The 24,320-nt window shown below is 36.1% G+C and carries 31 protein-coding genes and 1 tRNA gene; 22 read left to right on the top strand and 10 right to left on the bottom strand.

What is annotated here, in order from left to right:
• Nucleotides 1–244 precede the first annotated feature (244 nt).
• A complete protein-coding gene (locus ODQ17_RS18045; protein WP_005303658.1) occupies nucleotides 245–478 on the top strand; it encodes a hypothetical protein in 234 nt (77 codons plus the stop codon).
• Nucleotides 479–629: 151 nt separating this feature from the next.
• Here ODQ17_RS18045 and ODQ17_RS18050 read toward each other — a convergent pair whose 3' ends face one another.
• Entirely contained in the window at nucleotides 630–1,301 is a 672-nt protein-coding gene (locus ODQ17_RS18050; RefSeq protein WP_005303661.1) for an XRE family transcriptional regulator, read from the bottom strand.
• Between the two features lie 669 nt (nucleotides 1,302–1,970).
• Here ODQ17_RS18050 and ODQ17_RS18055 point away from each other — a divergent pair.
• The 3 genes from ODQ17_RS18055 to ODQ17_RS18065 all read left to right on the top strand — a co-directional run bounded on the left by ODQ17_RS18055 (nucleotide 1,971) and on the right by ODQ17_RS18065 (nucleotide 3,399).
• Nucleotides 1,971–2,225, top strand: coding sequence for a hypothetical protein (locus ODQ17_RS18055; RefSeq protein ID WP_005303662.1), 255 nt, complete (start codon nucleotides 1,971–1,973; stop codon nucleotides 2,223–2,225).
• Nucleotides 2,226–2,434: 209 nt separating this feature from the next.
• The gene (locus ODQ17_RS18060; RefSeq protein WP_023274286.1) at nucleotides 2,435–2,824 is read left to right on the top strand and encodes a hypothetical protein; all 390 of its coding nucleotides are present in this window, start codon (nucleotides 2,435–2,437) and stop codon (nucleotides 2,822–2,824) included.
• 29 nt (nucleotides 2,825–2,853) lie between these two features.
• A complete protein-coding gene (locus ODQ17_RS18065) occupies nucleotides 2,854–3,399 on the top strand; it encodes a glycoside hydrolase family 108 protein (RefSeq protein ID WP_322905397.1) in 546 nt (181 codons plus the stop codon).
• Between the two features lie 97 nt (nucleotides 3,400–3,496).
• Here ODQ17_RS18065 and ODQ17_RS18070 read toward each other — a convergent pair whose 3' ends face one another.
• Nucleotides 3,497–4,114, bottom strand: a complete 618-nt coding sequence (locus ODQ17_RS18070) for a LysE family translocator (RefSeq protein ID WP_224971464.1) — start codon at nucleotides 4,112–4,114, stop codon at nucleotides 3,497–3,499.
• A 238-nt stretch (nucleotides 4,115–4,352) separates the two neighbouring features.
• Between ODQ17_RS18070 and ODQ17_RS18075 the strand changes: the two genes are divergently transcribed.
• From ODQ17_RS18075 to ODQ17_RS18090, 4 genes are all read left to right on the top strand, one after another.
• Nucleotides 4,353–5,285, top strand: a complete 933-nt coding sequence (locus tag ODQ17_RS18075; protein WP_013198449.1) for an LpxL/LpxP family acyltransferase — start codon at nucleotides 4,353–4,355, stop codon at nucleotides 5,283–5,285.
• A 351-nt stretch (nucleotides 5,286–5,636) separates the two neighbouring features.
• Nucleotides 5,637–5,852 (top strand): cold-shock protein, encoded by a 216-nt coding sequence (locus ODQ17_RS18080; RefSeq protein ID WP_005303678.1) that lies wholly within the window; start codon nucleotides 5,637–5,639, stop codon nucleotides 5,850–5,852.
• 216 nt (nucleotides 5,853–6,068) lie between these two features.
• Nucleotides 6,069–6,293, top strand: coding sequence for a hypothetical protein (locus tag ODQ17_RS18085; RefSeq protein WP_322905403.1), 225 nt, complete (start codon nucleotides 6,069–6,071; stop codon nucleotides 6,291–6,293).
• A gap of 380 nt (nucleotides 6,294–6,673) precedes the next feature.
• Nucleotides 6,674–7,483 (top strand): pyrroline-5-carboxylate reductase family protein, encoded by an 810-nt coding sequence (locus ODQ17_RS18090; RefSeq protein WP_322905405.1) that lies wholly within the window; start codon nucleotides 6,674–6,676, stop codon nucleotides 7,481–7,483.
• A gap of 14 nt (nucleotides 7,484–7,497) precedes the next feature.
• On the opposite strand, the gene ODQ17_RS18095 is transcribed toward ODQ17_RS18090, so the two are convergent.
• Together ODQ17_RS18095 and ODQ17_RS18100 are read right to left on the bottom strand one after the other, a co-directional pair.
• A complete protein-coding gene (locus tag ODQ17_RS18095; RefSeq protein WP_004793556.1) occupies nucleotides 7,498–7,614 on the bottom strand; it encodes a hypothetical protein in 117 nt (38 codons plus the stop codon).
• Nucleotides 7,615–7,792: 178 nt separating this feature from the next.
• The gene (locus ODQ17_RS18100) at nucleotides 7,793–8,278 is read right to left on the bottom strand and encodes an Lrp/AsnC family transcriptional regulator (RefSeq protein ID WP_031945309.1); all 486 of its coding nucleotides are present in this window, start codon (nucleotides 8,276–8,278) and stop codon (nucleotides 7,793–7,795) included.
• A gap of 364 nt (nucleotides 8,279–8,642) precedes the next feature.
• Between ODQ17_RS18100 and ODQ17_RS18105 the strand changes: the two genes are divergently transcribed.
• From ODQ17_RS18105 to ODQ17_RS18115, 3 genes are all read left to right on the top strand, one after another.
• The gene (locus ODQ17_RS18105) at nucleotides 8,643–9,410 is read left to right on the top strand and encodes a class I SAM-dependent methyltransferase (RefSeq protein WP_322905407.1); all 768 of its coding nucleotides are present in this window, start codon (nucleotides 8,643–8,645) and stop codon (nucleotides 9,408–9,410) included.
• A 282-nt stretch (nucleotides 9,411–9,692) separates the two neighbouring features.
• Nucleotides 9,693–10,031, top strand: coding sequence for a hypothetical protein (locus tag ODQ17_RS18110; protein WP_322905409.1), 339 nt, complete (start codon nucleotides 9,693–9,695; stop codon nucleotides 10,029–10,031).
• 864 nt (nucleotides 10,032–10,895) lie between these two features.
• Complete coding sequence (locus tag ODQ17_RS18115) at nucleotides 10,896–11,450, top strand: TetR/AcrR family transcriptional regulator (RefSeq protein ID WP_322905411.1); 555 nt, start codon at nucleotides 10,896–10,898, stop codon at nucleotides 11,448–11,450.
• A gap of 68 nt (nucleotides 11,451–11,518) precedes the next feature.
• On the opposite strand, the gene ODQ17_RS18120 is transcribed toward ODQ17_RS18115, so the two are convergent.
• Together ODQ17_RS18120 and ODQ17_RS18130 are read right to left on the bottom strand one after the other, a co-directional pair.
• Nucleotides 11,519–12,463 carry a metal-dependent hydrolase gene (locus ODQ17_RS18120; RefSeq protein WP_322905413.1) on the bottom strand — a complete coding sequence of 315 codons (945 nt, stop codon included), beginning with the start codon at nucleotides 12,461–12,463 and terminating at the stop codon, nucleotides 11,519–11,521.
• 283 nt (nucleotides 12,464–12,746) lie between these two features.
• Nucleotides 12,747–12,980 (bottom strand): DUF2171 domain-containing protein, encoded by a 234-nt coding sequence (locus ODQ17_RS18130; protein ID WP_004793546.1) that lies wholly within the window; start codon nucleotides 12,978–12,980, stop codon nucleotides 12,747–12,749.
• A 249-nt stretch (nucleotides 12,981–13,229) separates the two neighbouring features.
• Here ODQ17_RS18130 and ODQ17_RS18135 point away from each other — a divergent pair, with 249 nt between their 5' ends.
• The 4 genes from ODQ17_RS18135 to ODQ17_RS18150 are packed head-to-tail and all read left to right on the top strand — an operon-like array spanning nucleotide 13,230 to nucleotide 16,240.
• On the top strand, nucleotides 13,230–14,243 hold the full coding sequence (locus tag ODQ17_RS18135; protein WP_322905417.1) for an acyl-CoA dehydrogenase: 1,014 nt from the start codon (nucleotides 13,230–13,232) through the stop codon (nucleotides 14,241–14,243).
• On the top strand, nucleotides 14,231–15,025 hold the full coding sequence (locus ODQ17_RS18140) for a PIG-L deacetylase family protein (protein ID WP_322905419.1): 795 nt from the start codon (nucleotides 14,231–14,233) through the stop codon (nucleotides 15,023–15,025). Before ODQ17_RS18135 ends, ODQ17_RS18140 begins: the two co-directional genes overlap by 13 nt.
• The gene (locus ODQ17_RS18145; RefSeq protein ID WP_322905421.1) at nucleotides 15,000–15,599 is read left to right on the top strand and encodes a class I SAM-dependent methyltransferase; all 600 of its coding nucleotides are present in this window, start codon (nucleotides 15,000–15,002) and stop codon (nucleotides 15,597–15,599) included. The genes ODQ17_RS18140 and ODQ17_RS18145 overlap by 26 nt, the downstream gene beginning before the upstream one ends.
• Nucleotides 15,596–16,240, top strand: coding sequence for a glycosyltransferase (locus tag ODQ17_RS18150; RefSeq protein WP_322905423.1), 645 nt, complete (start codon nucleotides 15,596–15,598; stop codon nucleotides 16,238–16,240). The genes ODQ17_RS18145 and ODQ17_RS18150 overlap by 4 nt, the downstream gene beginning before the upstream one ends.
• A gap of 4 nt (nucleotides 16,241–16,244) precedes the next feature.
• Here ODQ17_RS18150 and ODQ17_RS18155 read toward each other — a convergent pair whose 3' ends face one another.
• Complete coding sequence (locus tag ODQ17_RS18155) at nucleotides 16,245–16,607, bottom strand: DUF3592 domain-containing protein (protein WP_322905425.1); 363 nt, start codon at nucleotides 16,605–16,607, stop codon at nucleotides 16,245–16,247.
• 246 nt (nucleotides 16,608–16,853) lie between these two features.
• Between ODQ17_RS18155 and ODQ17_RS18160 the strand changes: the two genes are divergently transcribed.
• On the top strand, nucleotides 16,854–18,101 hold the full coding sequence (locus ODQ17_RS18160; RefSeq protein ID WP_322905427.1) for a mechanosensitive ion channel family protein: 1,248 nt from the start codon (nucleotides 16,854–16,856) through the stop codon (nucleotides 18,099–18,101).
• Nucleotides 18,102–18,285: 184 nt separating this feature from the next.
• Here ODQ17_RS18160 and ODQ17_RS18165 read toward each other — a convergent pair whose 3' ends face one another.
• Nucleotides 18,286–18,690, bottom strand: a complete 405-nt coding sequence (locus tag ODQ17_RS18165) for a hypothetical protein (RefSeq protein WP_322905429.1) — start codon at nucleotides 18,688–18,690, stop codon at nucleotides 18,286–18,288.
• A gap of 310 nt (nucleotides 18,691–19,000) precedes the next feature.
• Between ODQ17_RS18165 and ODQ17_RS18170 the strand changes: the two genes are divergently transcribed.
• Nucleotides 19,001–19,765, top strand: a complete 765-nt coding sequence (locus ODQ17_RS18170; RefSeq protein WP_144733745.1) for a COG4705 family protein — start codon at nucleotides 19,001–19,003, stop codon at nucleotides 19,763–19,765.
• 70 nt (nucleotides 19,766–19,835) lie between these two features.
• Here ODQ17_RS18170 and ODQ17_RS18175 read toward each other — a convergent pair whose 3' ends face one another.
• Nucleotides 19,836–21,053: an MFS transporter gene (locus tag ODQ17_RS18175; RefSeq protein ID WP_322905431.1), complete on the bottom strand. Its 1,218-nt coding sequence runs from the start codon at nucleotides 21,051–21,053 to the stop codon at nucleotides 19,836–19,838.
• Between the two features lie 111 nt (nucleotides 21,054–21,164).
• Between ODQ17_RS18175 and ODQ17_RS18180 the strand changes: the two genes are divergently transcribed.
• From ODQ17_RS18180 to ODQ17_RS18200, 5 genes are all read left to right on the top strand, one after another.
• Nucleotides 21,165–21,611 (top strand): winged helix-turn-helix transcriptional regulator, encoded by a 447-nt coding sequence (locus tag ODQ17_RS18180; RefSeq protein ID WP_322905433.1) that lies wholly within the window; start codon nucleotides 21,165–21,167, stop codon nucleotides 21,609–21,611.
• Nucleotides 21,612–21,696: 85 nt separating this feature from the next.
• Complete coding sequence (locus ODQ17_RS18185) at nucleotides 21,697–22,026, top strand: hypothetical protein (protein WP_016138707.1); 330 nt, start codon at nucleotides 21,697–21,699, stop codon at nucleotides 22,024–22,026.
• A 211-nt stretch (nucleotides 22,027–22,237) separates the two neighbouring features.
• A complete protein-coding gene (locus tag ODQ17_RS18190; protein ID WP_322905436.1) occupies nucleotides 22,238–23,185 on the top strand; it encodes a hypothetical protein in 948 nt (315 codons plus the stop codon).
• A 93-nt stretch (nucleotides 23,186–23,278) separates the two neighbouring features.
• Entirely contained in the window at nucleotides 23,279–23,911 is a 633-nt protein-coding gene (locus ODQ17_RS18195; protein ID WP_322905438.1) for an HIRAN domain-containing protein, read from the top strand.
• Nucleotides 23,904–24,140, top strand: coding sequence for a kynureninase (locus ODQ17_RS18200; RefSeq protein WP_086376907.1), 237 nt, complete (start codon nucleotides 23,904–23,906; stop codon nucleotides 24,138–24,140). The genes ODQ17_RS18195 and ODQ17_RS18200 overlap by 8 nt, the downstream gene beginning before the upstream one ends.
• 104 nt (nucleotides 24,141–24,244) lie before the next feature.
• On the opposite strand, the gene ODQ17_RS18205 is transcribed toward ODQ17_RS18200, so the two are convergent.
• Nucleotides 24,245–24,320: transfer RNA gene (locus ODQ17_RS18205), tRNA-Gly, on the bottom strand.

Here is a 24,320-nt window from a genome sequence, read left to right on the forward strand (position 1 = left end):
TGGAGCAGTCTGGTAGCTCGTCGGGCTCATAACCCGAAGGTCGTTGGTTCAAATCCGGCCCCCGCAACCAAAATATTATGCTCTGTGATGTACCACTTTTCATAATGCGAAAATTATGAAAAGCAATTAGCTTATAAATAACCCAATATAAAGCTAAATATTAAATTCTAGACTGACTGTCCATACCTTAAATCTAGCGTTCTAATTAAATACCGTTAAATCACATGAGCTCAGTGATGAGTGAATGATTGTGAATATAGTAAATGAGTGGCATATTGCCACATCCGTAAATGGCAATGAGATTAATGTGAGGATCGTTCCTCATGTGCGTAAGCAAAACTCTCAAGATGGTTATCGTTGGGTTGAAGTTGGTAAGAAAATTCAACTTCAATCTGGTGAAGAAATCGAATTAAACCAAGATGGTAAAAGCTTTTATGCTGGATTTAATCAGCTTTATCGTTTAACGACGTATTGTTGATAAAATGCTTGGCGCTAAAGCTAAAAAACCTATCTCCTTTAAAGGAGATAGGTTTTTTTATATCTATATGGATAATAAACAATTAAAGTTATAAAAAGCAAAAACGTATTAAATTGATAGAATTATTATTTTAATTATATTTATAACGACCTTAACCCGCTCGCCAAAATTGACGGCCCATGACCTTAAAGTTCTTTCCATTTTCTTCGGTTACACGGCGGTCTCTAAATTTTTCATTCAAACTATGCAAAATTAAAGAGCCATCCGCTTCTTTAAAAATTTGCTTAATCATTCCTTCCCCTGCAAAGTAAACCGCATAAATCTCGCCATCAATTACTTCAGTTTGAGAGATATCAATACCGACCAGATCTCCATCTTTAATGTAGTCTGTCATGCTATCGCCTTTAGCTTTGATAATACGCATGCACTCTTGAGCAACCCGTTTTTCTTTAAAGAATGAAGCAGGGAAAGGAATTTTTCCATTAATTGCATCGAAGTGGAACTCAATCGACTCACCTGTACCACACGAAAAACTAGCTTCTACCACTTCAATCCAAGCATATTGATCGGTGGATTCCGCACTCACAACTGTAGGGCTAAATACATCACTTTCTCTAAAAGCATCTTCTGTATTTCCAGTCGTTAACCAATAACCATCTACACCTAAAAACTGGGCAATAAGTGGAAGAAACGCAGATTTTAAATTTTTCCCAGACTCTAAAGCCTGATAGGCTGGCTGAGACATTTTTACTGCCTCAGCGACTTCAGCCTGAGTTTTTTTGGCTTTAATTCTAGAATCTTTTAAACGGTCTTTAAGAGCCATAACGGTTACACCAGCAAACTTATAACAAATATATAACTAAAGTTATATCGAGTAAAACAACTATAGTTATTGACTAATAATAATTATAGTTATAATATCAGTTATATCTTCAGATGAATAGATCAAGTTTAAATCGTATTTGAACCACTATTTATTGAATTATCAGCATGTTGAGAGGAAAGCTAAATTTATTTTGTTTCTAGAGGAGGCAAAATAGAAGGGAGATAGCTCAATTATTATTTACAGATAGGCTATCAAAACAAAAAATGGAATAAAAAAAAGCCCGATTCCGTGGATCAGGCTTAATGTTCGTCGATAAAGGGTATCAAGAACATGAAGAATTTAGCAAAGATTGTGAGTCGTAACAAAAGTTTCCGATATACGGCAAAGCCTTATTTGAACTTTTTGGTCAAAAAATTAAAGTTCAAAAAAGGCATAAACGTAAGCGCTTTCATACTTTTTTACAATTTTAGAAAGAGGAATATCTAATTTTAAATTAATGCTTTAAATGCATACCGTTTAGTTCTTTAGGTTTGTTGTACCAGATGAAACGTTTTGAACACACATTTGTAGTCATAGCTTAGCTATATTGCTCAAAGAATGGATCAAAACTTCAAGAATAACAAACGATAAAGATGCCTTATTAAACGTGTGAGTTGGAGATAGTGAATGACTACAGCAATGCAGAACAGAGCTAAACAACTTAAAAATGCAAAACGTGGAGGATATGTCCCGACAATTGCAAAAGACGTAAACAAATACAAGGTACAAAAAATAAAAAGGGCGCTTGAAGAGGCAAAGCTAATTGCAAGTGAGCTTGAAGATGATGCATTCGAATTCGATGATCAAGTCTCAATGCAAAAAGCGATAGGTGCAATCACCGTGATTGAGTTGATTGAACAAGCCTTAAACAGTGCACACTAACAGGCTTTAGCATACAAACATTCTTTCTTGGACCCCTGAAATATGGGGTCAAGGATCAGTTCGTCTTGCGATTTAGCGCGGTTAAAAAAGCGTTAGTGTTTTTTATTGACTGTAATAAAGAAAACTAAGGGTATTTATAGAACCTGAAAAACAACAAGCAGTATGCGTGAAGCGTTTTCAAGTTTTACCCTTTAAAGCAGGACAAGATGATGAAAACAGTTCCAATGAGTGGTTTAGCCACATTTTTAGATTTTTATAGCATTGCAATTATGGTGGCTTTAGCAGTCAGCTTGGTTGTGGCAGTCGTGTTGATGATGCGTTTCCCTCGCTCACCACAAGAATGGATTGTTGGGCTGATATGCACAGTCGTTTCAAGCTTAACTGGAGGCTCATTTATCATCATGAAATGGAATTTACATGAATGGGTATCGGATATTTGGGGAATGATCACACTATGTGGATTCTTCTTTATTTGCGGTTTGCCGGGCTGGGCGATTGTGAGATGGATATTTAATTTCATCAATAAACAAGAAGGGAAAACGATTGTGGAAGTCATCAAAGACTTAAAAAAAGCGAAAGATGATCTGCAAAATAGCTAAAACAGTTTCAATGATATAGGTAAAATAAAATGAATATTGACCAATACTTAGAAGCAATTATAGACAGAGAAGGTGGATATATTAATCATCCATCAGACCATGGGCATGCCACCAAATTTGGCATTACCGAGGCAGTCGCTCGATCAAACGGATATCAAGGTGATATGAGAGATTTACCTTTAGCTGTGGCCAAGTCTATTTATAAACAACAATATTGGTTTGAACCCCAATTTGACCAGATCAATAAAATTAGCCCTGCTATTGCAGAAGAGTTACTTGATACGGCTATAAATTGTGGAGTTAACTTTACAAAGCCTTTATTACAACGTGCTCTAAATCTGCTAAATAAGCAGGGTGAGGAGGGCTGGCCAAATCTTGCTTTAGATGGCCAATATGGGCCTTTGACTTTTCAAGCACTGAGCACGTATTTGAACAGGCGTAATAAAGACGGAGAAACGGTCTTACTACGCGTTTTAAATATTATGCAAGGGCAGCACTATATCGAAATTACAGAGAAGAACCCAAATTACGAAGACTTCTTTTATGGATGGATCTTAAACAGGGTAGCGTTGTAAAAATTGTAGTTAGATAAAAATATGTTAATAGACAAAAGACTTGAAAAGCCTAACCATGAGTTGAGGCTTTTCAAATAATCATATGTCGAGTAATGATTTATTGTGCAATGAGTAAAACGGCAAGAAGAAAGAAAATAGCACCGCTAATTTTATTGAGTATAGAAAAATTATTTCCAGCCAACATCTTTTCTTTAAAAATTGAAGAGAAATTTGCATAGACCAAGTGAATTAAAAATCCAATAAAACAAAAGGTTAAAGAGAGAACTAAAAACTGAGTTAAAATTTCTTTCTTTATATCAATAAACTGAGGGAATAGAGCAATAAAAAATACGATTGTTTTGGGGTTAAGCAAAGATGCAAGTAGGCCTTGATAAAAGAGTTTCGATTTACTTACATTTTTATCGCTTTGCTGATCAGTGATTAAATCTTGCGATGGCGATTTTTTGCTGAAGTTTTTATATCCAAGATACATTAAATAAAATGCACCAATAAATTTTAAAACCGTAAAAATAGTAGGGTTGCTAGTAATAATAAGACCTACACCACTAGCGGAAATTACAGCAATTACAAACATACCAATGATTAAGCCGCTAATACCGAATAGAGCAGTTTTAACACCATAATTGATTGAATTTGTGACAGTAAATAAAACGCCAGGTCCTGGGCTTAAGAGAGTAAGAAATGCAATTGTTATAAAGACTAAAAGACCGCTCACGCTGATATATCCTATTTATCAATGAGACTAGATTATGCGATTACTTTAAATGAGAAAATAAGTTATGTATACAGACAGTTATGTATATTTAAGCCTTAAATAGATTAAATGTTTAAAATATGCATTTCGATAAATAGATAGGGTAATAAAAAGCTTATTACTCAAAGCAACATAAACATACAACCCCAACAGTAGGGGGTGTTAGTATGCTAAACCTATACCTCAAGAAATATACAGCATGACGAAAAAAGAACGGCAGTTTAAATCTGGCGAATTTCGATTTTCCTTTTTATCGTTTAAATATTGGGGTATATGGTTTTTAGCATTTATTCTGATGTGTTTTGCGATGTTACCTTGGGCAATTCAATGGCGTCTTGCCGATCTTTTATCAAAAATAGCATGGAAATCTTTAGGTTCAAGAAGAAAAACAACATTACGTAATTTAGAAGCATGTTTTCCTGAAAAAACACCTATGCAAATTGAGGTGAAAGCCAAACAGGTTTTTGTAGATACTCTCACGGGTGTATTTGAAGCCTTAAATGCTTGGTACAGCCCAAACTGGTTTAAAAGCCGTGTTCACATAGATGGATTAGAGAATTTAACCAATAATCAGGAAAATGGCGTACTACTATTAGGCACCCATAGTACGCTTTTAGACGCTGGTGGAGCAGCTTGTACCTTATTTTTTAATATGGACGTGGTTTACAGACCTCAAAATAATCCCTTTTTAGATTTTCTAATTCATCGCAGCCGCGCAAGAGTCTATAAAAACCAGATTGCTCGAGACAACATGCGTGGACTTATCCAAAACCTTAAACATGGTCATGCCATATGGTATAGCCCAGATCAGGACTTTGGCTTAAAACAAGGGGTAATGGCCTCATTTTTCGGAATACAGGCGGCTACCGTGACCGCTCACCGTAGATTGATGGATATCTCAAAAGCAGCAGCAGTACCTTTATACTTTTATAGAAGTGGCGATATCAGAAACCCTCAATATCATGTCCTCGTGGAACCTAAATTAGAAAATTTTCCAAGTGGATGTGAAGTGAGCGATGCCGAAAGAGTCAATAAGATTATTGAGAATCAAATTCGTATTGCCCCTACACAATACATGTGGTTCCATCGACGCTTTAAGACGCGTCCTGCTGGCGAAAAGAAATTTTATTGATTGTTTTTAGAGGGAAATAGCACTGATATGGGACTTCTTTCGATTAAAATGAAACAAAATTTGACTTTTAATTGAAAGGAATCTTAATTAAATCAATGTGAAAGATGAATCGGGGAGTGAGTAGAGTTTTTCTTGCTTTAATTATTTTGAATATCGATTGCAAATGCTTATGAAGCGTGTATTATCGAGCATAACTAACAAAATATTCTTGTCATAATAAATTTCTATTTGCGCAGTTTTATATTTATAATCCTTGGGTTTCTTCAGATATTTAATTTTTGACATCTATTTTTTAGTTAAATTGGTTTCCCAATAATAAGTTATAATATTTTAAGATTTAGGATATAACATATGTCTACTAGTACTGGTACAGTAAAATGGTTCAATGAAACTAAAGGTTTTGGTTTTATTGTGACTGATGAAGGTAAAGATATTTTTGCTCATTTTACTGATATTCAAACACAAGGTTTTAAAGTTCTATTAGAAGGTCAACGTGTTGAGTTTACCGTAGTACAAGGTAAAAAAGGCCCTCAAGCTTCAAATATTGTGATTCTTCAAAACTCATAATTAAAGCGTTTAATTGATTTGAATATATTATTTAAATAAAATATATTTAAGTATAAAGCATTTTATTAGAGTTTAAAAAAGCCCACTTTAGTCTTGTGGGTTTTTTATAAGTTTTAATTCAACTTATATTTAAAAAAAGAAGTATAAAAATACTCTCATCAAAGTGCTTCTAAATTTTTATGTTAAAATATAACGAATTAGGTGTATGGTATTAAAATGGATATTTGTATTGGTGGTATTTTTGACGGTCAGAAAATAGAAAATAATAATGATTTCTTTAAGGTTGAAGAGCATTATTCAGACAATAGTTCTAAATATATTAGGCAACACTTCCACTTGTTTGGACAAATTTTTAGCTTCTGGGTGTGTGAAGAGGTTGATTTAAGTCAAGCAATGAGAAAAGCCGAGAATATTTTAAAGAAGAAAAATGAAAATATTTAGCTAATAAATTAAAATAATTTTACTACTGTCTATTATTTTAAAGATTTTCTTATTAATTTAATTGAAATAGATTTAACGAGTAAACTTTAATTTTTGAAAATCAATGGTTTTATTTTATAGCTTCACATAGTATTTACAATATTTTAGTATTAGTTACAGACCATTACAATTTGTGAGTAGAATTTGCTAAATATAGTTATACATTAGGCGTAAGCTAAAGTTGTTTTATTTATTGCGCAAATAAAACAAAGCCCACTTTAATAAAATATTTTATTAAAGTGGGCTCTTTATTCAGACGGTCATCTTTAATTCAACCTTCATAATTAAACTATAGATAATATTTATTGTTATAGCCTCGCTTAGAAAGGAAAACATTTTAAATGTTAAGTGAAGTACAACCTAATATTTGCTTTATTGGCAGTAGTAATTTAGCTTTGGCTTTAATCGGAGGAATGGTTTTAAAAGGGTTTAACAAAGAAAAAATACACTTAATTGAAGAGAAAAAAATTAATGATACACATGCTTTGAAGCAAAAAGAAAATGGTTTAAAAAAAGCTGATATTGTTGTGTTGTTACTCGATCCAAAACAATTAAAAGAGATACTTGCGCCGTTTAAAAAAGGGTTAGCAAATAAGATTATTGTTTCTATGATGGCAGGGATTGATATTGCGCACCTATCCAGTTTTACAGGTTCAAAGAAAATCGTTCGTGTGATTTCAAATCCGCCTGTACTGACCCATGTTGGTACTCACGTGCTGATTGCTTCAGAGCAAATGGACCAGCTTGATAAAGACTTAATTGAAACCTTGTATTCTGCAACGGGCCAGACTTTTTGGGCGCAGTCTGAAACACAAAGTGATGCCATTATTGCATTATCAGGTTCAGGGCCAGCCTACTTTTTCTATATTTTAGATAGCATGATTAAGACAGGTGTTTCATTAGGGCTAGATAAACAATTTGCCTTAGATCTTGCACTTCAAGCGGCTACTGGCGCAGTCGAAATGATTCGTAAAAGTAATGTTCCACCAGCGGAGTTATGTGGAAAGGTCACTTTAGCAAATGGGATTACCGAATCTGCTTTACGAATGTTTGAATTAGGCAATGTGTCTGATGATATACGTTTAGCCATGAGGGCCGCATATCATCGTAGCAAAGAAATTACTTCAGAAATTATTTCTGAGGCTCGTTAACGCTTTTTAGCAAACTAGGCCTTTAAGAAGTATTCCCAAATAATGAAACCTAAGCCAAACCCAATAAAAGAGTATAGAGTAATAATAAAGAATACAAAACTGGCCTTATTTTTTTTCTTCAAAATGTTCATGGCGATGCCTCCAATTCAGATTAATTTTATTATGGAGATGAGGAGGCTGTAATCATAGATACAGAATTTTTTAAAAAAAATATAACAGAGCCTAAATCTGTTATGGTTTAAGCCACTTAACTCAATAAGAATTTTCGAATCAATACTTTAAGTCGATGCGCTACAGGTATTACACCTTTTATTCAATTAACATTAAATCGGCGGTATTGGCAGATTTAAGAGGGCGTAGGGCAAAGGTCGAACGGGTGTGTCGAATTCCCTTAATTGAATAGAGTTTTTTTCGTAAAAAACGTTCGTAATGATCAGCATCTTTTACGGCTACTTTCACTAAATAATCATAATCACCTGTAACCAGATGCGCTTCTACAACTTCAGGTATGTCAGCTAATGCTTCGCTGAAATTTTCCAGCATTTCATCGTCATGGCGTTCTAAAGTAATTTCTATAAAGAATACCTCATGAATACCGATCGCCTTTGGGTTTACGTTTACCGTATAACCTTCAATAATTTTTAAAGTTTCCAGACGTTTCAGTCGTGTCCAGCATGGTGAAGATGAAAGACCGACTTCTTCTGCTAATTGAGCAACGGTTAGACGGCCATTACCGCGTAATGCAGATAAAATTTTCCGATCTATACGATCTAGTGTGTATTCTGTTCTGTTCAAAATATAAACCAAAGAAGAATCTTCTGATAAAATTAAATATACTTCATTTTTATGCTGCGAATATTTAAAAATATTAAAAAATACAGGAAACATTTTGAGTTAAAGGTACATACACTAGTTCTATGCATCGAACTCTCTGGATAAGGGTTGTGATGGAGCAAAGAGCACTGTTTCAGTAAGGGTGACTAAACAGTGCTCTTTGCGGATCTCTTATAAGTTCTTAAATCTATTTTTATTAATTGTCATAGTGTATTAAAACAAATTAAATAATAACTTTTATTTATCAATTGAAGAAAAACTAATCATTATTTTTTATCTAACTTTTCCTTTATGGTGATTTCATTGCAAAGTAGGAAGCAAGGTTATGATCACCCAGCACGATATAAACCAAAAACAATATCAAAATAAATCTTTAGACTATTTGAATAGCCAAGCTCATTCTGAAGGAATTGAATTTAATAAATTTACTCATGAAATTCAGAAATATGAAAAGGCTGTCGTTCTAGATTTAGGCTGTGGTGGTGGTCATGTCTCTTATAATGTTGCTCCGCATGCTGATCTCGTCTTTGCCTACGATTTATCTCATGAAATGTTAGACACAGTGTCTAAGGCTGCTAGCCAGCGCAAATTAAAAAACATCTTTGTGCAGCAGGGCATTGCCGAAGATATGCCTTTTAGTGATCAACAGTTTGATGTCGTGATTAGTCGATATTCAGCTCATCACTGGCAGCATGTTCCGACTGCAATGAAAGAAGTAAATCGTGTTCTTAAGCCAGATGGCATTGTTATTTTTGTAGATATTATTAGTTCTAGCTCGCCTATATTAGATACGTTTTTACAGACAATCGAAACTATTCGAGACCCAAGTCATGTAAGAAATTATAGTGTGAAAGAGTGGGTTTATTTTATTGAAGATGCGGGCTTTGACTTAGTGGGTTTAGACAAGCAAACGCTTTCATTAGACTTTGATAGTTGGGTAAAGCGTATGAAAACCCCTGAAGATCAAATTAAAACGTTACGCTATTTGCAGGAAGGTTCGTCTGACCTCGTTAAGAAGTATTTCAAAATTCAAAATGACGGTAGCTTTGAAAGCCATGTGGGTTATTTTGTCTTTAAAAAATTAGGGTTTTAAAGTGCTAATGAGTAAGGGTTTTAGTCGATAAGAAATGAATTAAATATCACTAGAACTCTTTACTTGAATCGCTTAAATTATATTAAAGATAGCAATAAAACAATTCTAATATCATTTATTTGATAAAACTTAATCACACAATTTTTTTAAGGTGATTAAGTACTCAAAAGAGAAGGGGATTTATCTAATTTTCTTATTATTAATAGACACTTATAAGTAATTATTATTTAATACGCCCGCAACATTATCACTAATACTTTTAATAACTTTGTCGGGGAAATAATGCGTAATATTTTAGTAACAGTTTTCACTTTACTGGTAGGAACATCAGTTTATGCTGAACAAGAGCCAAAAACTTATATACAACGATCAACTTGCGAGAGAACAGTACAACTACATGGTTTTTTAAGCCGCGCTCAACTTGATTGTAATTATCACTATACTTCACAAGAATTAGTTCATGAATCTGACAAATGTACTAAACATGAACTAGGTGAAAAATATGGTAGAGAAGTTATGAGATTAGGTATGGACCAATTTGAAGCACGCAAGAGAGGAGATATGAAAGGCCAATTATGTAGTACGGTTTTAAAAGAGTTTCCAAACTATATTAAAAAATAAAATAAGGTTTTAAAAACCTCTTCTAGCAAGCCGATAAAATGGATTTAATTATTCATTTTATCGGTGTATCACCACATATAATTCGCCAATAAAACTAAAAAATAAACTTTAATAATTCACCTAATATCACATTGACACTTAAAATCTCTCTTATTATTCTTCGTTTCAGGATGAGAGAGGGACGCTTTGTGCGTGCTGGTTCTATATGCCCAGTCTGCTAACCCTCTTTTGTTCTATTATTATTTTTACTAAATAATCAATTTCTAATGAAGTAATTAAATATTCTAATCCAATGAAAAATAATATTTATTCAATTATTTTCTAGCCAATATCACATTGACACCTAAAACCCCTCCGATTATGCTTTGCCTGCTGGCCTACATCGCCAGTCGGCTTTGACAGGCCGTATACCCAAAGCACACGAAAAAGTCTTTCTTTTTTGTGGGCATCCCTGCGTGCCCCCTCTGCGGCGGAACGGGAGGGGGACACCTTCGGGTGTGCTGATCTTTTGGGTATCAGTCTGTCAACCTTCTCTCGTTTCGCCACCATTATTTGACAGTAATGTGGTGAAGCTTCTTTATTACCCAAAGGAGTCCGCTCATGCGTACTATTTCTTCTCATTTATTGGTCTTTGCCAAACTCTCTCTTATACCGCCTAACTGGTCTTTAAAACGGTTTAACCGACTCTAGGTTTCTACAACCTTAGCTCGTTACGACTAAAAAATCATAGCAACAATAAAACCTGAGATAGCTTAGGCACATTTTTGTGCTGCTTTTGCATGCCTGTTTTTAGCACTCATTTTAAGAGTGACGGCATTTCTATCTCTTTTAGATACAACAAAAAATTATTTAAACGGTATTCCTATGCCAAATTTAGAATCTTCATTTAGAGCACTCAGAGTGCTTCAGACCGCAAAAGACTTATTTAATCAATATGGGTTTCATAAGGTCGGGGTCGACCAAATTATTGCCGAAGCCAAAGTTGCCAAAGCTACTTTTTACAACGACTTTCACTCAAAAGCACGACTCATCGAGATGTGTCTTACTTTTCAAAAAGACGCGCTCAAAGTAAAAGTGTTCTCCATTGTTAATTCTTACCGTGAAGAAATGGTGCTCGATAAACTTAAGCAGATTTATCTTTTACATGCCGATTTAAATGGCTTTTATCATTTACCCTTTAAAGCAATTTTTGAAATAGAAAAGCTCTATCCAGTTGCCTATAAAGTTGTGGTTGACTATAGAAACTGGTTTGTTGGCGAGATACATAAGTTGCTTTTAACCTTAAAATCTACAGCCTCGATTCAAGATGCTTACATGTTTTTATTTATGATTGATGGCGCAATGGTCCAACTTTTAGATAAAAATGTGGTAGATGAAAGAGATCGGTTGTTGGATTATTTCTTTTTAAATTTTGCTTAAGCGACAAAACTCACCTAAGAAAAAGCCTCCAAACAAGGAGGCTTTTCATTTTAAATAAAGATAGCTGCTTAGCTTAATGCCACAGGTTTTGCAGCCTGTGCCATTCCTTCAAAATATTGAACGGCAGGCGAACGAGCCATATAAGCTAAAGCTTGCTCGGTGTCACCTTCATGAAGTGGGTTAAATTTTGGAGAAACCCATCTTAATGTCGCTTTCCATAAATATTTAATGGTTGGTAGGTTGTCTGAGCGAGTCGCAGTTTTTTCAAATTCACGAATAATTTTGAAGTAGCCACGACGCATCAATTTTTGAATGTCTTCGTGTTCTAAATCTTGTTGGCCTAAACTACGTGCAAAGTCAGCAAGGAAATAAATAAACAGTGGGAAAACAGCCGCCATAATCACTTGGCGCGACACATAAAAACCAAACTTGTTTGTTAAGAGGTGCTCAAATAAGTCGTAGGCAACACAGCGATGTTCAACTTCTTCAGCCAAATGCCAACGGAATAAATCTGCCATGGCAGGGTCTGCGCTATCCCAAGACTTACTGTCGAGTGTCCACTGACCAATGGTTCCGGTAAAGTGCTCAATTGCAGCAATCACACCTACTCGAAAAAGTAACCAATATTCATCGAGCTTTTCGCCTTTTAAAAAGGGCATACCTAAAGGTTTGTCACCCAATAAAATGTTAAACACAAAATGGGCGCGGTTGAGTGTTTCTTGAATGTCGTAGCCATTTTCACGTAAGAAGTGCTGAGCTTTTTCATGGGCACGTGCATGAGCTGCTTCTTGACGAACAAAGCCAATCACTTCTTGTTTTAAGGTTTCATCGGTAATCAAGGGAAGGGTTTTATTAAACACGCGGCAAAACCAAAACTCACCAGCCGGCAAGAGCATATTAATACCATTGGCTACATGTGAGCATAGCGGATCATTCGGCATCCAACACACAGATGACTCCGCGAAATCAAAATGTACTTTTCGAGCTTTAAGCTGATGATTCCCTGTGATCATATACGTCACCCTATTCATAATTATTCATTTAATGCGAATGCACAATTTTTAGCATTAAGTAAAATCGATCACCATGTGAGTAAAGGACAAAAACATCTAACAAAAGGCTTCTAGAGATAAAAATGGTCTAAGACAGAGATTTCATAAATAAAAAAAGGCTCCTTATCAAAAGGAGCCTTCAGTTTGGGGAGTTAGGCTTTAAAGTTTCTAAGCCTCTTTATTTTTCTAAGCTGAAACGCTTTATTATAAATTTCACGTTAAGTCACGTATCGTGCTTAAAAGTCTAGATCGCTTGCCACTGATCTTTAACTTCTTCTGAATTTTTATTCAGAATGACTTGGTTTTCTTTCACTTCACCAATCCATCCAGTAGGAATAAGGTGATGTTGACCGCTTTCGTCTCGAGTCAGCTTTAATTGGTTTTCGCCATCAAGATGGTCGACAGTACCTACTTTAGTACCACAAGAAGCAATAACGTCTGCGTGTTTTTTAATATCATTAATATTTAAAGTACTCATTTTAGACCTCTTCTTTAGAAATAGAAAAACGGTAAGACTTAAATTACTTTAAATAATTGGATAAATCAGGGGTTTTTAATAAACCTTACAGGATGGGTTTATAAGTTCACTTAATAAATATATTCGAGTAACAATGAAATAATTAGATATAAAACTAATAATATTTATCTTTTTATTACAATTTACATGTTTATTTAAACAGAAGTATTTAGATAAGGTTAAACCAAGTCTTATAAATAATTATTTGCAATGAATATTAAAATACCTATAAATGTGACGATATTAAGTATCTTGAGTGAATTTGAATCTGCCTCGGCTGAAGATAAAAGCAAGCTTCGTATAAATTTACTCTCTCAATTGGTAAATTTAGCGAAAAACTTACCTCATCCCGCTTCAGGCCAAACCTATCAACGCTGGCAACTTTTTGCTCAGATTGCTGGAGTCGACTTAAGTTTGGCGAAGCTTTTTGAGTCACACTGCGATGCTTCAAGCATTTTAAGTGAATTGGGTTATCAATCAGAAATAGATGACCAGCTTTGGGCTGTTTGGGCAGCAGACGGTGGACCAGCTCCATTGCAAGTGAAAGATAACCTATGTAATGGCATAAAGCCTTGGTGCTCTGGTGCAGAGTTTATTCAAAAAGTTTTGATGAGTTATAAAAATCAACAAGGGCAGGCGCAGCTTTGTATTGTTGACTTAAGTCATTCCTCTATTAGCACGGACTCAAGCCACTGGCATGCAGTCGGGATGAATGCGACACAGACTGCAAGAGTAAGTTTTGAAAATACACCTGTTAAATTGATCGGTCACCCAAATAGTTATTTAAAACGTCCAGGCTTTTGGCATGGTGCAGCAGGTGTGGCGGCTTGTTGGTATGGTGCCGCCGTTGGTTTAGCTGGTTTTTTACAAGAAAGTTGTCAGGTTAGTCCGAATCCTTTTAAAAAACTGTACTTGGGAGAGGTCGCTCATCAATTAGAAATTACTAAGCAATATTTTCAATATGTTGCTGAACGGATTGACAGCAAACCCATGCTCAATCATGAGCGGGAAATACGAATACTACGCGCTCAAACAGAACAATGCTGTCTGAGTGTAGTTGAGCGAGTAGGAAAGGCGTTAGGTGCTCGTCCTTTTTGTGAAGATGCTACTTTTGCACAGCTAATGGCGGATTTGCCTGTGTTTATCAGACAAAGTCATGCTGCTTTTGACTACCAACAAATTACAGAACTTTGTTTATCGGACCAAAGCCTATGGGAACTTTAAAACATCCTTTGGTCGAAGACCGCATTATTTTTGGTGAGGGTACATCCAAAGAGCAATGGTTAAATGCATTTCAACAACAACCTTTAGCGCCTTTAAATCTTGAGTTGTTTCGCTCTAAAAGGGTGGTGATTGTTGCTCCACATCCTGATGATGAGGTGCTTGGTTGCGGTGGTTTAATGCAGCAGCTCATTGCGCTGAATTGTAAGATCCTTATTTTAGCGGTAAGTAACGGCACACAAAGCCATCCTAACTCTACAAAGTATCCTCCAGATCAGCTCAACATTCTTCGTCCGCAAGAAAGCTTGGCGGCCTTAAAGTGTTTAGGGGTAGCTGACTCAACCGAGCATGTAGAGCTTAATTTGTTAGATGGTCAGATTCATTTGCAAACCGATCAACTGTGGCAGAGTTTAGAGCAGATCATTCAAGCCGATGACATTCTAATTTGTAGCTATGCCTTTGATGGTCACCCAGACCACGAAGCAGTAGGTAAAACCGTACAAGCTTATGCAACCGCGAAGCAACTTCTATGTTTACACGTATTAATTTGGGCTTGGCATTGGGCAAAGCCTTTAGACTCTCGAATCGATTGGTACCGAGCAAAAGCCTATCACTTAACCGAAGAACAGCTAACTAAAAAACATCAAGCAATTTTGCAGTTTAAAACCCAACTTGAAGCAGATGAAACCACGGGTAATGTTGCGGTTCTTTCTTTAAGTGCAATTAAACGTCTTTTAATGCCTTATGAGGTTTATTTGAGTGATTCATTCTCGCATGTACTTTGAAGATTTATATCGCCATAACAGTGATCCGTGGGGCTATAACTCTCATTGGTATGAAGCTCGTAAAAGACAAATTTGTCTCGCGCTGCTGACAAGGCCTCGTTACTCAAAAGTGTTAGAAGTCGGCTGTTCAAATGGACATTTAAGTTTTCATTTGGCGCAAAGAGCAGAGCAATTGCTGTGTATAGACGTCTCTGAGTGTGCTGTTCGCTTGGCTTCCGAGCGTTTAAAAGAATTTGAGCATGTGGTTGTTGAAAATAGAAAAATACCTGAAGACTACTCAATTCAAAAATTCGATCTCATTTTAATTAGTGAGATGGCCTATTACTTATCGGCTGATGAATTGCAGCAGTTTATTGAAAAGTTAAAACATAGTTTAAATGATGACGGTGAGATTCTTTGTTGTCATTGGCGTCATGAAATTCAAGATTTTGAATTAAATGCAGAAAAAGTCCATCAAGGCTTTCAGCAACATTTTCCATTTCATCACTATCTCAGTTTAAACGATCCAGATTTTATGATTGATCTATGGACGGCAAACACTTCCTCTTTAGCACAGCAGGAAAAACTAAGATGAAAATAGGTATCGTCATTCCAGCGCATAACGAAGAACACTATCTATCGGCCTGTCTGCAATCTATTCAGGTTGCTATAGAGAACATTTGCGGTTATGACGTAGAAGTGATTGTAGTATTGGATAACTGTACAGATCAGTCGCGGTTAATTGTACAAAGCCATCAGATCAATTGGATTGAATGCAACTACGCATGTGTTGGGCAAGCACGAGATTTAGGAATTCGTCATTTAATTGGGCGTGGAGTGACATGGATTGCATGTACAGATGCAGACACGGTGGTTAGTCCTGATTGGCTGCGCTATCAAATCCAGCACCAACCCACAGATGCAATTTGCGGCACTGTAACGCTAGATGATTTTAGTCATCTCTCTATAACGAAACAGCAAAAATATTTAGCGCATTATAAAGATCAGATGGATCACGCGCATATTCATGGGGCAAATTTAAGTTTTAGTGCAGAGGTTTATCTTTTGGTAGGTGGCTTTGAACCTATTTCATGCCATGAAGATGTATCTTTAATCAAAAAATTGATCAAGCATTGTTGCAATATTACTTGGAGTAATCTGGTTCGAGTAACAACGAGTAGTCGCTTAAACGGACGCGCACCTCAGGGTTTATCGTACTTTTTAAATAATCTCTAATCACTTAAACCATGACCTCTCCCAATATCGAAATATTCTTTAAATTTTTAGGGTCATATTTAATTTTGATGATGCTACCTACTTTATAGTGATCATGATTTTGCTTAGCAATAAGCACTTTAAGGTTTTCAGTAATGATTTCGCCTTGCTCAGTTTGAAATTTCAATTTTATATAACATAACGGGCGATATTGCACCTTAGCTAATGAGTCCTGAAAATACACAACCTCGGCAGAAGTAATCATTCCTCGTTTATAAATTAAAAACTTATGAACCAGACTTTTAAGAAAAAAGGTCCAAGCAATATAGACAAAGAATAAGCTGAACCAAACTACTCCAATAAAAGTCAAAAAATCAGAAAACTTCACGCACTAAAACCAGAATTATTCGTTTAACGGATTATTCTAAATGAACAGATTTATTCGATCTAGTTGATGTACATGATCTAAAACATAAGCAGATAAGACATTAGTGTTAAGCATCAAAAATAATGAGATAAATAGCAGGGTATATAACTTAGTTGTTGTATTTATGACTACATATGTAAACAAGTCTTATTAACACATGCTTTAGCCCTTAAAATTCTAGAAAAGAAAGTTTTAAGGTGTATAGGTTTGGATTTTTTAAGTTTTTTCCGCGATATTCGGGTTCAGTTAAGCCATTATCCTTGGCTAGAAATGTTGGTTTCACTCACGATTTTGATTTTATTTGCAGCACTAGCAAATTTTATTGCTAAACGCATTATTGTGCGGGGCGTTCGCCACTTGGTGACCAAACTAAAATCACCCAATAAATCTATTTTTGCCCAGCATAGCGTCATAAAGAAATTTGCAAATATTGTTCCTGCTGTTGTGATTATGAATGGTATTGCAACGGTTCCTCATCTCACTCCAAAGTTCATTTCGTTTGTAGAAATGGGCGCGCAAGCATTTATCTTTCTTACACTCGCACTTACGGTCAGCGAGCTGTTAAATATCTTCAATCTTATTTATCAGCGTAATCCGAAATCTAGAAACAAGCCGATTAAAGGTTACTTACAACTGGTTAAGTTAATCTTGTTTGTTGTGTGTGGCCTGATGATTTTGGGAACATTCCTTAAAAAGGATGTGTTCACGTTACTGGCAGGTTTCGGTGCGATGGCAGCGGTATTAATGCTGGTTTTCCAAAACACCATTTTGTCTTTAGTGGCGAGTGTACAAATTGCCTCTTACGACATGGTGCGAATTGGAGACTGGATTGAGATGCCGTCACTAAATGCAGATGGTGATGTAATTGATATTTCGCTGCATACGGTCACTGTGCAAAATTTTGATAAAACCTATACCACCATTCCAACCAATAAACTTGTTACCGATACATTTAAAAACTGGCGAGGCATGAGCAATTCGGGCTGCCGTCGAATGAAGCGTTCACTCTTTCTCGATCAAAGCAGTGTTCATTTCATGAGTGACGAAGAGCAACAAAAGCTCAAAGAGTTTTTATTATTAGACCAATATCTCGATGCGAAGAATTCTGAAATTGAAGAGTTCAATAAGCATTTAAGCAATCAATCTCGTTATAACAAACGCCGTTTAACCAATATCGGTACATTTAGAGCCTATGTTGAATTTTATTTGCGCCAGCACAAGGGCATTGCCCAAAATCAAACCATTATGGTTCGCCAATTACAGCCGACTAGCCAAGGTTTACCTTTAGAAATTTATGCATTTACCAATACGATTGCGTGGGTTTCTTATGAAGCAATTCAGTCAGATATTTTTGACCATTTAATTGCGATTCTTCCTGAATTTGGTTTACGTGTTTACCAAGCACCTTCGGGTCATGATTTGCAAAGATTAACTACCGAGATTCATCCAAGCTAACTTTTAAGCTGTTAATAGCAGGTCCTCAACTATTTTAAAAAGCTCCCAGATGGGGGCTTTTTTAATGTTTCATCTTTAGTGACCTGTGAGAAAAATATATAAATCTGGTAGTGAATTAAATCGTTCTGTTTAAGACCTAGAGATTGAGAGGAGCGAAAATCGAATTCGAACTCTTCTCTGTCGACTATCCAGCAAACCAAATCTTCTGATGATCACACATTGGACTTAAATGTTTAATGCGTAGATTGTCTCGCTCAAAATTACCACTCCCTCCAGCAATATCTAATTCGCTACCTAAGCGGATATGCCTGTCTTTATAGCTTAACGTTTCTTTTTCAGCATCCCACTGAGCAGAGTGTTCAGGAAAGATAATGAGAATATCGTTTACATAAAGGCACTCTTGTTTTAGCTGCAATATTCCTTTTAAGCGTGCTGAAGCAGAAATACCATTAAACTGATAAACAGGGAGTTTCACCGCACTTGCATTTTCGTTCGCTTCTTGCTGCTGACATCCTGTAAGAACAGCAAATACAACTGCGCAAATCAATTTGTTATTAATACCCAATTTTTTTCCTATAGGGATTTCCATATAATTTTGATAGTAATGGACTAATGTTGCATATCAATCTTTAGATTGTTAGAGAAGATTTCATCTCACTACGGTTTAAACTTAAGTACTCAAGCCAAATGTACGCATTCACTGGTATAATTAACTATTGGTTATTATATTTTATTTATTTGTATATTGTTATCTTTTTTCATCTGAGTTTTGGGGTTATATGCATAGTATAATTTTCTTTGAAAAAAGATATTTGTAATTTATTTTTAACCTTAACTTTATCTTAAGGCATAAATATTTAGATAAGAGCTAATAAATACGTATGTTTGGAGAACATACAATGATGAGTCATGAGAATTTATCTAAAACCTTGAGTAAGGTTCCAGAAGTCACCTTATTATTCTGGATCATTAAAATTGCAGCTACAACGCTAGGTGAAACTGCTGGAGATGCACTTTCTATGTCCCTAAATTTGGGATATATCATTAGTACGGCAATTTTTGCTGTGATCTTTGCCGTATTTGTCGGGCTACAAATTAAAGCTAAAAACTATAATTCATTTTTCTACTGGGCGACGATCATTGCCACTACCACGTTAGGTACGACAATTGCCGATTTCGTTGATCGAACCTTAGGTGTGGGCTATGCAGGAGGGAGCTTAATATTACTTATTTTATTAGGCATATCTCTGTTTGTTTGGTATTTAAGTTGCGGCACAATTTCAGTAAAAAGTGTTCAATCTGCAAAAAGTGAAGCTTTCTATTGGTTAACCATCATGTTTTCTCAAACATTAGGGACAGCTTTAGGAGACTGGACTGCTGATACTCAAGGTTTGGGGTATACCAGCGCCGCTTTAATTTTTGGTACTTTATTATTGGTGTTAGCAATCTGCTATTTTTATACCAAAATTTCAAGAACCTTATTATTTTGGTTGGCCTTTGTTCTTACCAGACCTTTAGGTGCAGTATTGGGAGATTTCCTTGATAAACCTATCGCACATGGTGGATTAGAGTTAAGTAGATTTAGCGCGTCTTTTGTTTTATTAGCTTTCATTGTTGTCTGTTTAGTGGTCTTTAAACCTAAAGCAGCTCAGTCATCTCATTAAATTAACTGCTCATTAAAAACCACATGATTCTCTTGAGTGATGTGGTTTTTTTATTTGAGAGTAGGCATTTTTAAGAGACTTTACGTGTTATCCACCAAAATAATAATGCCAGAAGGCTAACACCTGCACCGAGTGCACATACGCCAAACCATCCAGCATAGGCGTAAGTGACTGTTGTACTGATTGCACCTAGTCCACTACCGATTGCATAAAACAGCATGTATAGACCAACAAGCCGGCTATGCGCTTCTGGACGAGTGCGAAAAATCATACTCTGGTTGGTCACATGTAAGGCTTGTCCGCCTAAGTCTAGCAATACGATGCCAATCACGAGTGCCCACAGTGAGTAAGCCATGAGTGAGAGTGGACCCCAAGCAAGCAGTAATATTACAAGTGCTGCTAAGCTTGTGCGCTGGGCATATCCGCGGTCGGCCCAATAACCCGCACGTGCAGCAGCCAGAGCACCAATAACTCCAACGAGACCAAAAGACCCAATAATAGTATGCGAAAAACTGTAAGGTGGTTCACTCAACGGTAGTACCAATGCACTCCAAAAAATATTAAAGGCTGCAAACATGAGTAACGCTAAAACACCACGCACTTGCAGCACTTTTTCTTGGCGTAGTAGTTTTAACATCGATGCTAAAAGTTGCGGGTAGCGCATGGTAACGGGCTGAATTTTTAAATGAGGCAGACGTTTCCAAAGAGGTAACGCAATCATGAGCATGATGATGGCTGCACAAAAGTAGACGCCGCGCCAACCCGCTAAATCACTAATTCCTCCTGAAAACACACGAGCAAGCAGTAAACCAATGAACACACCACTTTGTGCAGTACCGACCACATGTCCTTGCTCATGTGGGAGAGCAGCACTCGCAGCATAAGCAATAAGCCCTTGAGTCATAGCTGTGCCGAATAAACCTACGGCAAGCATTCCTACCAAAAGAATAATTGTAGAGTGAGCAAAGGCAACCACGAGCAATGCAGATATTAAAGCCAATAACTGAATAGTCATTAATTTACGCCGATTGACAAGGTCACCCAACGGCACTAAAAACACGAGGGCAAGGGCACAACCGATTTGAGTGGCTGTAACCACCCCACCAATGGCAGCATGACTAACATTAAAGTCTCTTGCCAATATGTCGAGCAACGGCTGTGCATAGTAGACATTTGCTACGCTTGCACCACTTGCAATAGCAAACAGCAAAATTACACCACGAGGCATGCTTGAAAGCGGTTTATCACTTTTGGCGTGTGAAGTTGAAGATGCAAGTGAAGCTTTCATGGGCCTAAATCCATTTAATCCAGTTTTAAAATGCAACTGGTTGAATGTTAAGCTCACTAGTTTTAAAATGCAACTAGATAACTTATTACTGATGATTGGTAAGGAAACTCGATGACGAACTCTACATTGTTAAAAGACGAACCTTGTCCTGTTGCGCGCTGTGTCAATCTGATAGGAGACCGCTGGTCACTGCTTATTGTGCGTGATGCTTTTGATGGAATGCGCCGTTTTGGAGATTTTCAGCGAAGCTTGGGAGTAGCGCGAAATATTCTTTCTGACCGACTGAAAAAACTAGTGGATGCTGGTGTTCTTGAAATGCAAGACGCTTCGGATGGCACGGCTTATCAGGAATATGTATTGACCGATAAAGGGGAGAGTTTATTCCCAGTCGTTGTAGCTTTACGACAATGGGGAGAACAGAACTTATTTGAAAGTGGTGAGCGCCATTCTGTGTTAATTGATAAAACTACAGGACAACAAATTCCATTTATGGCGCCAGTCGCAGCAGATGGAACAGTGCTGAAAGCTTCTAATACTCAAGTGCAAAAGGTGAAATAAAACAAGACAAAACAAAAATAACCTTTTTTAACTTAAATTTGGGCAGATTAGTTGGTAACCTTGCGCGTCAAATTAAGGTGAGATTATGAGATTTATATTCCTCTTTATCAGCGCAATTTCAATTCAATGTTATGCAGCATCAGAAGCTATGGAACTTCATTACTGTGAAACTGTGAAAAAAGCAGCGAGTGGAGTGATGGACGCAAGACAACATGAAGTGCCAGCTAAAGAGTTACACGACATAGCCAATCATCTTGAAGAGCAACAAGCCAAACAACTTTATCAAGAGCTTATCAAATCTGCATATTCTTCAAAGCTATTTGAAGACCCTCTCATTAAGTCAAAAGCTGTCGAGAACTTTCAAACCACTTGGCATGAACAATGTTTGGCAAAAGAATTAGCTAAAAATATATGAAAGGATGGTAGAGAGAAGTAGCTAACTGGAAGGCAAATCCATGTAATTAGCTTCTAAATATCTAATTTAATGAAGATAGGGTGGCGGCTAATTTTTTAAAATTATTGTATTTATTCATTTAATCTTCTATTTTTGTTTAGATGAAAGTACGACATAGAATGTCGGTTACTAACTTTTATTACAAGAAACATATTAGATAGATTGATAAAATATGGTTAATGACAACCTTGCTATTGCTGATGAAGATATGACTGCAAAATTTCATGTTATCTATGATGGGGAAGCCTTAAATGAGCATCTCATGGATGTTCGTGATCTTGCGCCTGCAATGATGGCAGTTAGCGACCTTTTAACCCATGCAAACCAAGAAATTAATGGGGACAATCTTAAAGTTGAGCTTAAAGTAAAAGCTAATTTTAAGGCGGGTAGCTTCGGGATTGAGTTCGTTGAGGTGATGACATGGTATAAGCAAGTAGTAGATATTTTGTCGGGGCAGGAATTTACTGCTATAGCAAATGCTGGAGCTTTAATTGGAATTATTGGGCTTTTTAAAGGCCCTAGAAATGGCTTAATTCAACTATATAAATATTTAAAAGGAAATCCCCCTTTAAAAATTGAAGAGGATCTTGATGGAGGGGTTAAAGTTTTTTATGAAGAGACAGACTTTATCCTAGTTGAAAAAAGAGTTCTGCAACTTTATAGAAGTCAAACTATAGCTAGTGATATTTCAAAGATGCTCGAGCCATTAAAAAAAGAAGGAATAGATTCTTTTTATGTGGTCAAAGACTCTGATAAAGACAATGTTGAAGTAATGATTGATGAGTCGGAAGTTGAATATTTTCACTATCAAGATTTTGATGACTCTATTAACTATGAAATCTCTGAAACATTTCTCCAAATTGAATCTATTTCATTTAAAGAAAGTAATAAGTGGAAGTTTAGTAATGGCTCAATAATTTTTAATGCGCAGATATTAGATGCTAACTTTTTAGAACGAATTGATAATGGCGATTTAAGGTTTGGCAAAGGTGATATTCTTAAAGTTCAACTAAGAACCTCACAATATATCGTTCACAATAAACTAAAAACAGAATATCAAGTCATTAAAGTAATTGAGCATAGGGCTGTTAAAGCAGAACAAGGTAAATTCGACATCTAATTGACTGCTTTACTGTGTAAATAAAGAGAACCGCTAGATATAGTGGTTTTTTTATACCTTGTGCTATCCTCTTAAAAAAATAAGGAGATGTGTATGTGGATAATACTATTAATAATCATAATATTTATATTAGCTGTGGGAGTGTCAGTAAAAAAGGAATTAAAGAAGAGTGGTGGATATAAAAATTATAAGGCTCAAAGGTTGAGAGAATGGGAGATGGAAAAAGAATCATCTCATTTAAATGCGAGCAAAAAGGTGAAAGTAGAAATTCCAGATCCATTTTTAAAATATGGTGGAGAATTTAAACAATATGAACTTGAATATGATTGTGCTTACGACTTTGATCAATATCCATTTGAAGTAGTTGGCGAGTCTTCCTATCAAGGAAATATCAAGAAATTTGCGATACAGCGCGAAAATAAGGGCTGTTTTACAGAAGTAATTGCAAAAATAATTAGAGAGCCAACCAATAAATATGACAAAAATGCATGCCGCGTTGTGATAAATGGTCTGACAGTTGGTTATTTGCCGCGAAATAATGCTGAAAGCTGGGTTAGGTTACTAAATAAACTTAATATACATGAAACAGGTCAAATCAATGTTAACGCAGTTATCGTTGGTGGTGGGAGTGCTGAATATAGTTATGGTGTTAGATTAAATATTCCTACTAGAATTGCTAACTCTGCAAAATACATCAAAGAATTGAAAGGGCAAGTAAATGAATAAAATTTTAGTATTATGCCTTTTTATATTTTTAGCAGGTTGTAGCGATAAAGATCCAAATAGTAAGCCTATATATGGCAAGGAATATGGATTGCCTGCTAATTGTAGAGCTTATATTCAAGTTGCTATAAATCAGTGGAAAAAAGGAACATACGATACTGAAACTACAATGGATGCTATTGAGCGAAATTGTGGTGAAAATGGGGAGCTTTGGAACTACAAGCCCAAATAAAGCACCCTAAGATACTTTAGAGCTAATTTACTGTTACTTGTTTGGTAATTGAGAAGCAATAAAAAAACCACCTAACTCTTTCGAATTAAGTGGTCTTTAAATTTTGGAGCGGGAAACGAGACTCGAACTCGCGACCCCAACCTTGGCAAGGTTATGCTCTACCAACTGAGCTATTCCCGC

The sequence above is a fragment of the Acinetobacter sp. IRS14 genome (genome assembly GCF_034650275.1).
GTDB classification, from domain to species: domain Bacteria; phylum Pseudomonadota; class Gammaproteobacteria; order Pseudomonadales; family Moraxellaceae; genus Acinetobacter; species Acinetobacter oleivorans.

Bases quoted from the DNA above. Each gene is read 5' to 3' on its own strand.
- ODQ17_RS18045 (WP_005303658.1), top strand. From the start codon at position 245: ATGATTGTGAATATAGTAAATGAGTGGCATATTGCCACATCCGTAAAT.
- ODQ17_RS18050 (WP_005303661.1), bottom strand. From the start codon at position 1,301: ATGGCTCTTAAAGACCGTTTAAAAGATTCTAGAATTAAAGCCAAAAAA.
- ODQ17_RS18055 (WP_005303662.1), top strand. From the start codon at position 1,971: ATGACTACAGCAATGCAGAACAGAGCTAAACAACTTAAAAATGCAAAA.
- ODQ17_RS18060 (WP_023274286.1), top strand. From the start codon at position 2,435: ATGAAAACAGTTCCAATGAGTGGTTTAGCCACATTTTTAGATTTTTAT.
- ODQ17_RS18065 (WP_322905397.1), top strand. From the start codon at position 2,854: ATGAATATTGACCAATACTTAGAAGCAATTATAGACAGAGAAGGTGGA.
- ODQ17_RS18075 (WP_013198449.1), top strand. From the start codon at position 4,353: ATGACGAAAAAAGAACGGCAGTTTAAATCTGGCGAATTTCGATTTTCC.
- ODQ17_RS18080 (WP_005303678.1), top strand. From the start codon at position 5,637: ATGTCTACTAGTACTGGTACAGTAAAATGGTTCAATGAAACTAAAGGT.
- ODQ17_RS18085 (WP_322905403.1), top strand. From the start codon at position 6,069: ATGGATATTTGTATTGGTGGTATTTTTGACGGTCAGAAAATAGAAAAT.
- ODQ17_RS18090 (WP_322905405.1), top strand. From the start codon at position 6,674: ATGTTAAGTGAAGTACAACCTAATATTTGCTTTATTGGCAGTAGTAAT.
- ODQ17_RS18095 (WP_004793556.1), bottom strand. From the start codon at position 7,614: ATGAACATTTTGAAGAAAAAAAATAAGGCCAGTTTTGTATTCTTTATT.
- ODQ17_RS18105 (WP_322905407.1), top strand. From the start codon at position 8,643: ATGATCACCCAGCACGATATAAACCAAAAACAATATCAAAATAAATCT.
- ODQ17_RS18110 (WP_322905409.1), top strand. From the start codon at position 9,693: ATGCGTAATATTTTAGTAACAGTTTTCACTTTACTGGTAGGAACATCA.
- ODQ17_RS18115 (WP_322905411.1), top strand. From the start codon at position 10,896: ATGCCAAATTTAGAATCTTCATTTAGAGCACTCAGAGTGCTTCAGACC.
- ODQ17_RS18120 (WP_322905413.1), bottom strand. From the start codon at position 12,463: ATGATCACAGGGAATCATCAGCTTAAAGCTCGAAAAGTACATTTTGAT.
- ODQ17_RS18130 (WP_004793546.1), bottom strand. From the start codon at position 12,980: ATGAGTACTTTAAATATTAATGATATTAAAAAACACGCAGACGTTATT.
- ODQ17_RS18135 (WP_322905417.1), top strand. From the start codon at position 13,230: ATGAATATTAAAATACCTATAAATGTGACGATATTAAGTATCTTGAGT.
- ODQ17_RS18140 (WP_322905419.1), top strand. From the start codon at position 14,231: ATGGGAACTTTAAAACATCCTTTGGTCGAAGACCGCATTATTTTTGGT.
- ODQ17_RS18150 (WP_322905423.1), top strand. From the start codon at position 15,596: ATGAAAATAGGTATCGTCATTCCAGCGCATAACGAAGAACACTATCTA.
- ODQ17_RS18165 (WP_322905429.1), bottom strand. From the start codon at position 18,690: ATGGAAATCCCTATAGGAAAAAAATTGGGTATTAATAACAAATTGATT.
- ODQ17_RS18170 (WP_144733745.1), top strand. From the start codon at position 19,001: ATGATGAGTCATGAGAATTTATCTAAAACCTTGAGTAAGGTTCCAGAA.
- ODQ17_RS18175 (WP_322905431.1), bottom strand. From the start codon at position 21,053: ATGAAAGCTTCACTTGCATCTTCAACTTCACACGCCAAAAGTGATAAA.
- ODQ17_RS18180 (WP_322905433.1), top strand. From the start codon at position 21,165: ATGACGAACTCTACATTGTTAAAAGACGAACCTTGTCCTGTTGCGCGC.
- ODQ17_RS18185 (WP_016138707.1), top strand. From the start codon at position 21,697: ATGAGATTTATATTCCTCTTTATCAGCGCAATTTCAATTCAATGTTAT.
- ODQ17_RS18190 (WP_322905436.1), top strand. From the start codon at position 22,238: ATGGTTAATGACAACCTTGCTATTGCTGATGAAGATATGACTGCAAAA.
- ODQ17_RS18195 (WP_322905438.1), top strand. From the start codon at position 23,279: ATGTGGATAATACTATTAATAATCATAATATTTATATTAGCTGTGGGA.
- ODQ17_RS18200 (WP_086376907.1), top strand. From the start codon at position 23,904: ATGAATAAAATTTTAGTATTATGCCTTTTTATATTTTTAGCAGGTTGT.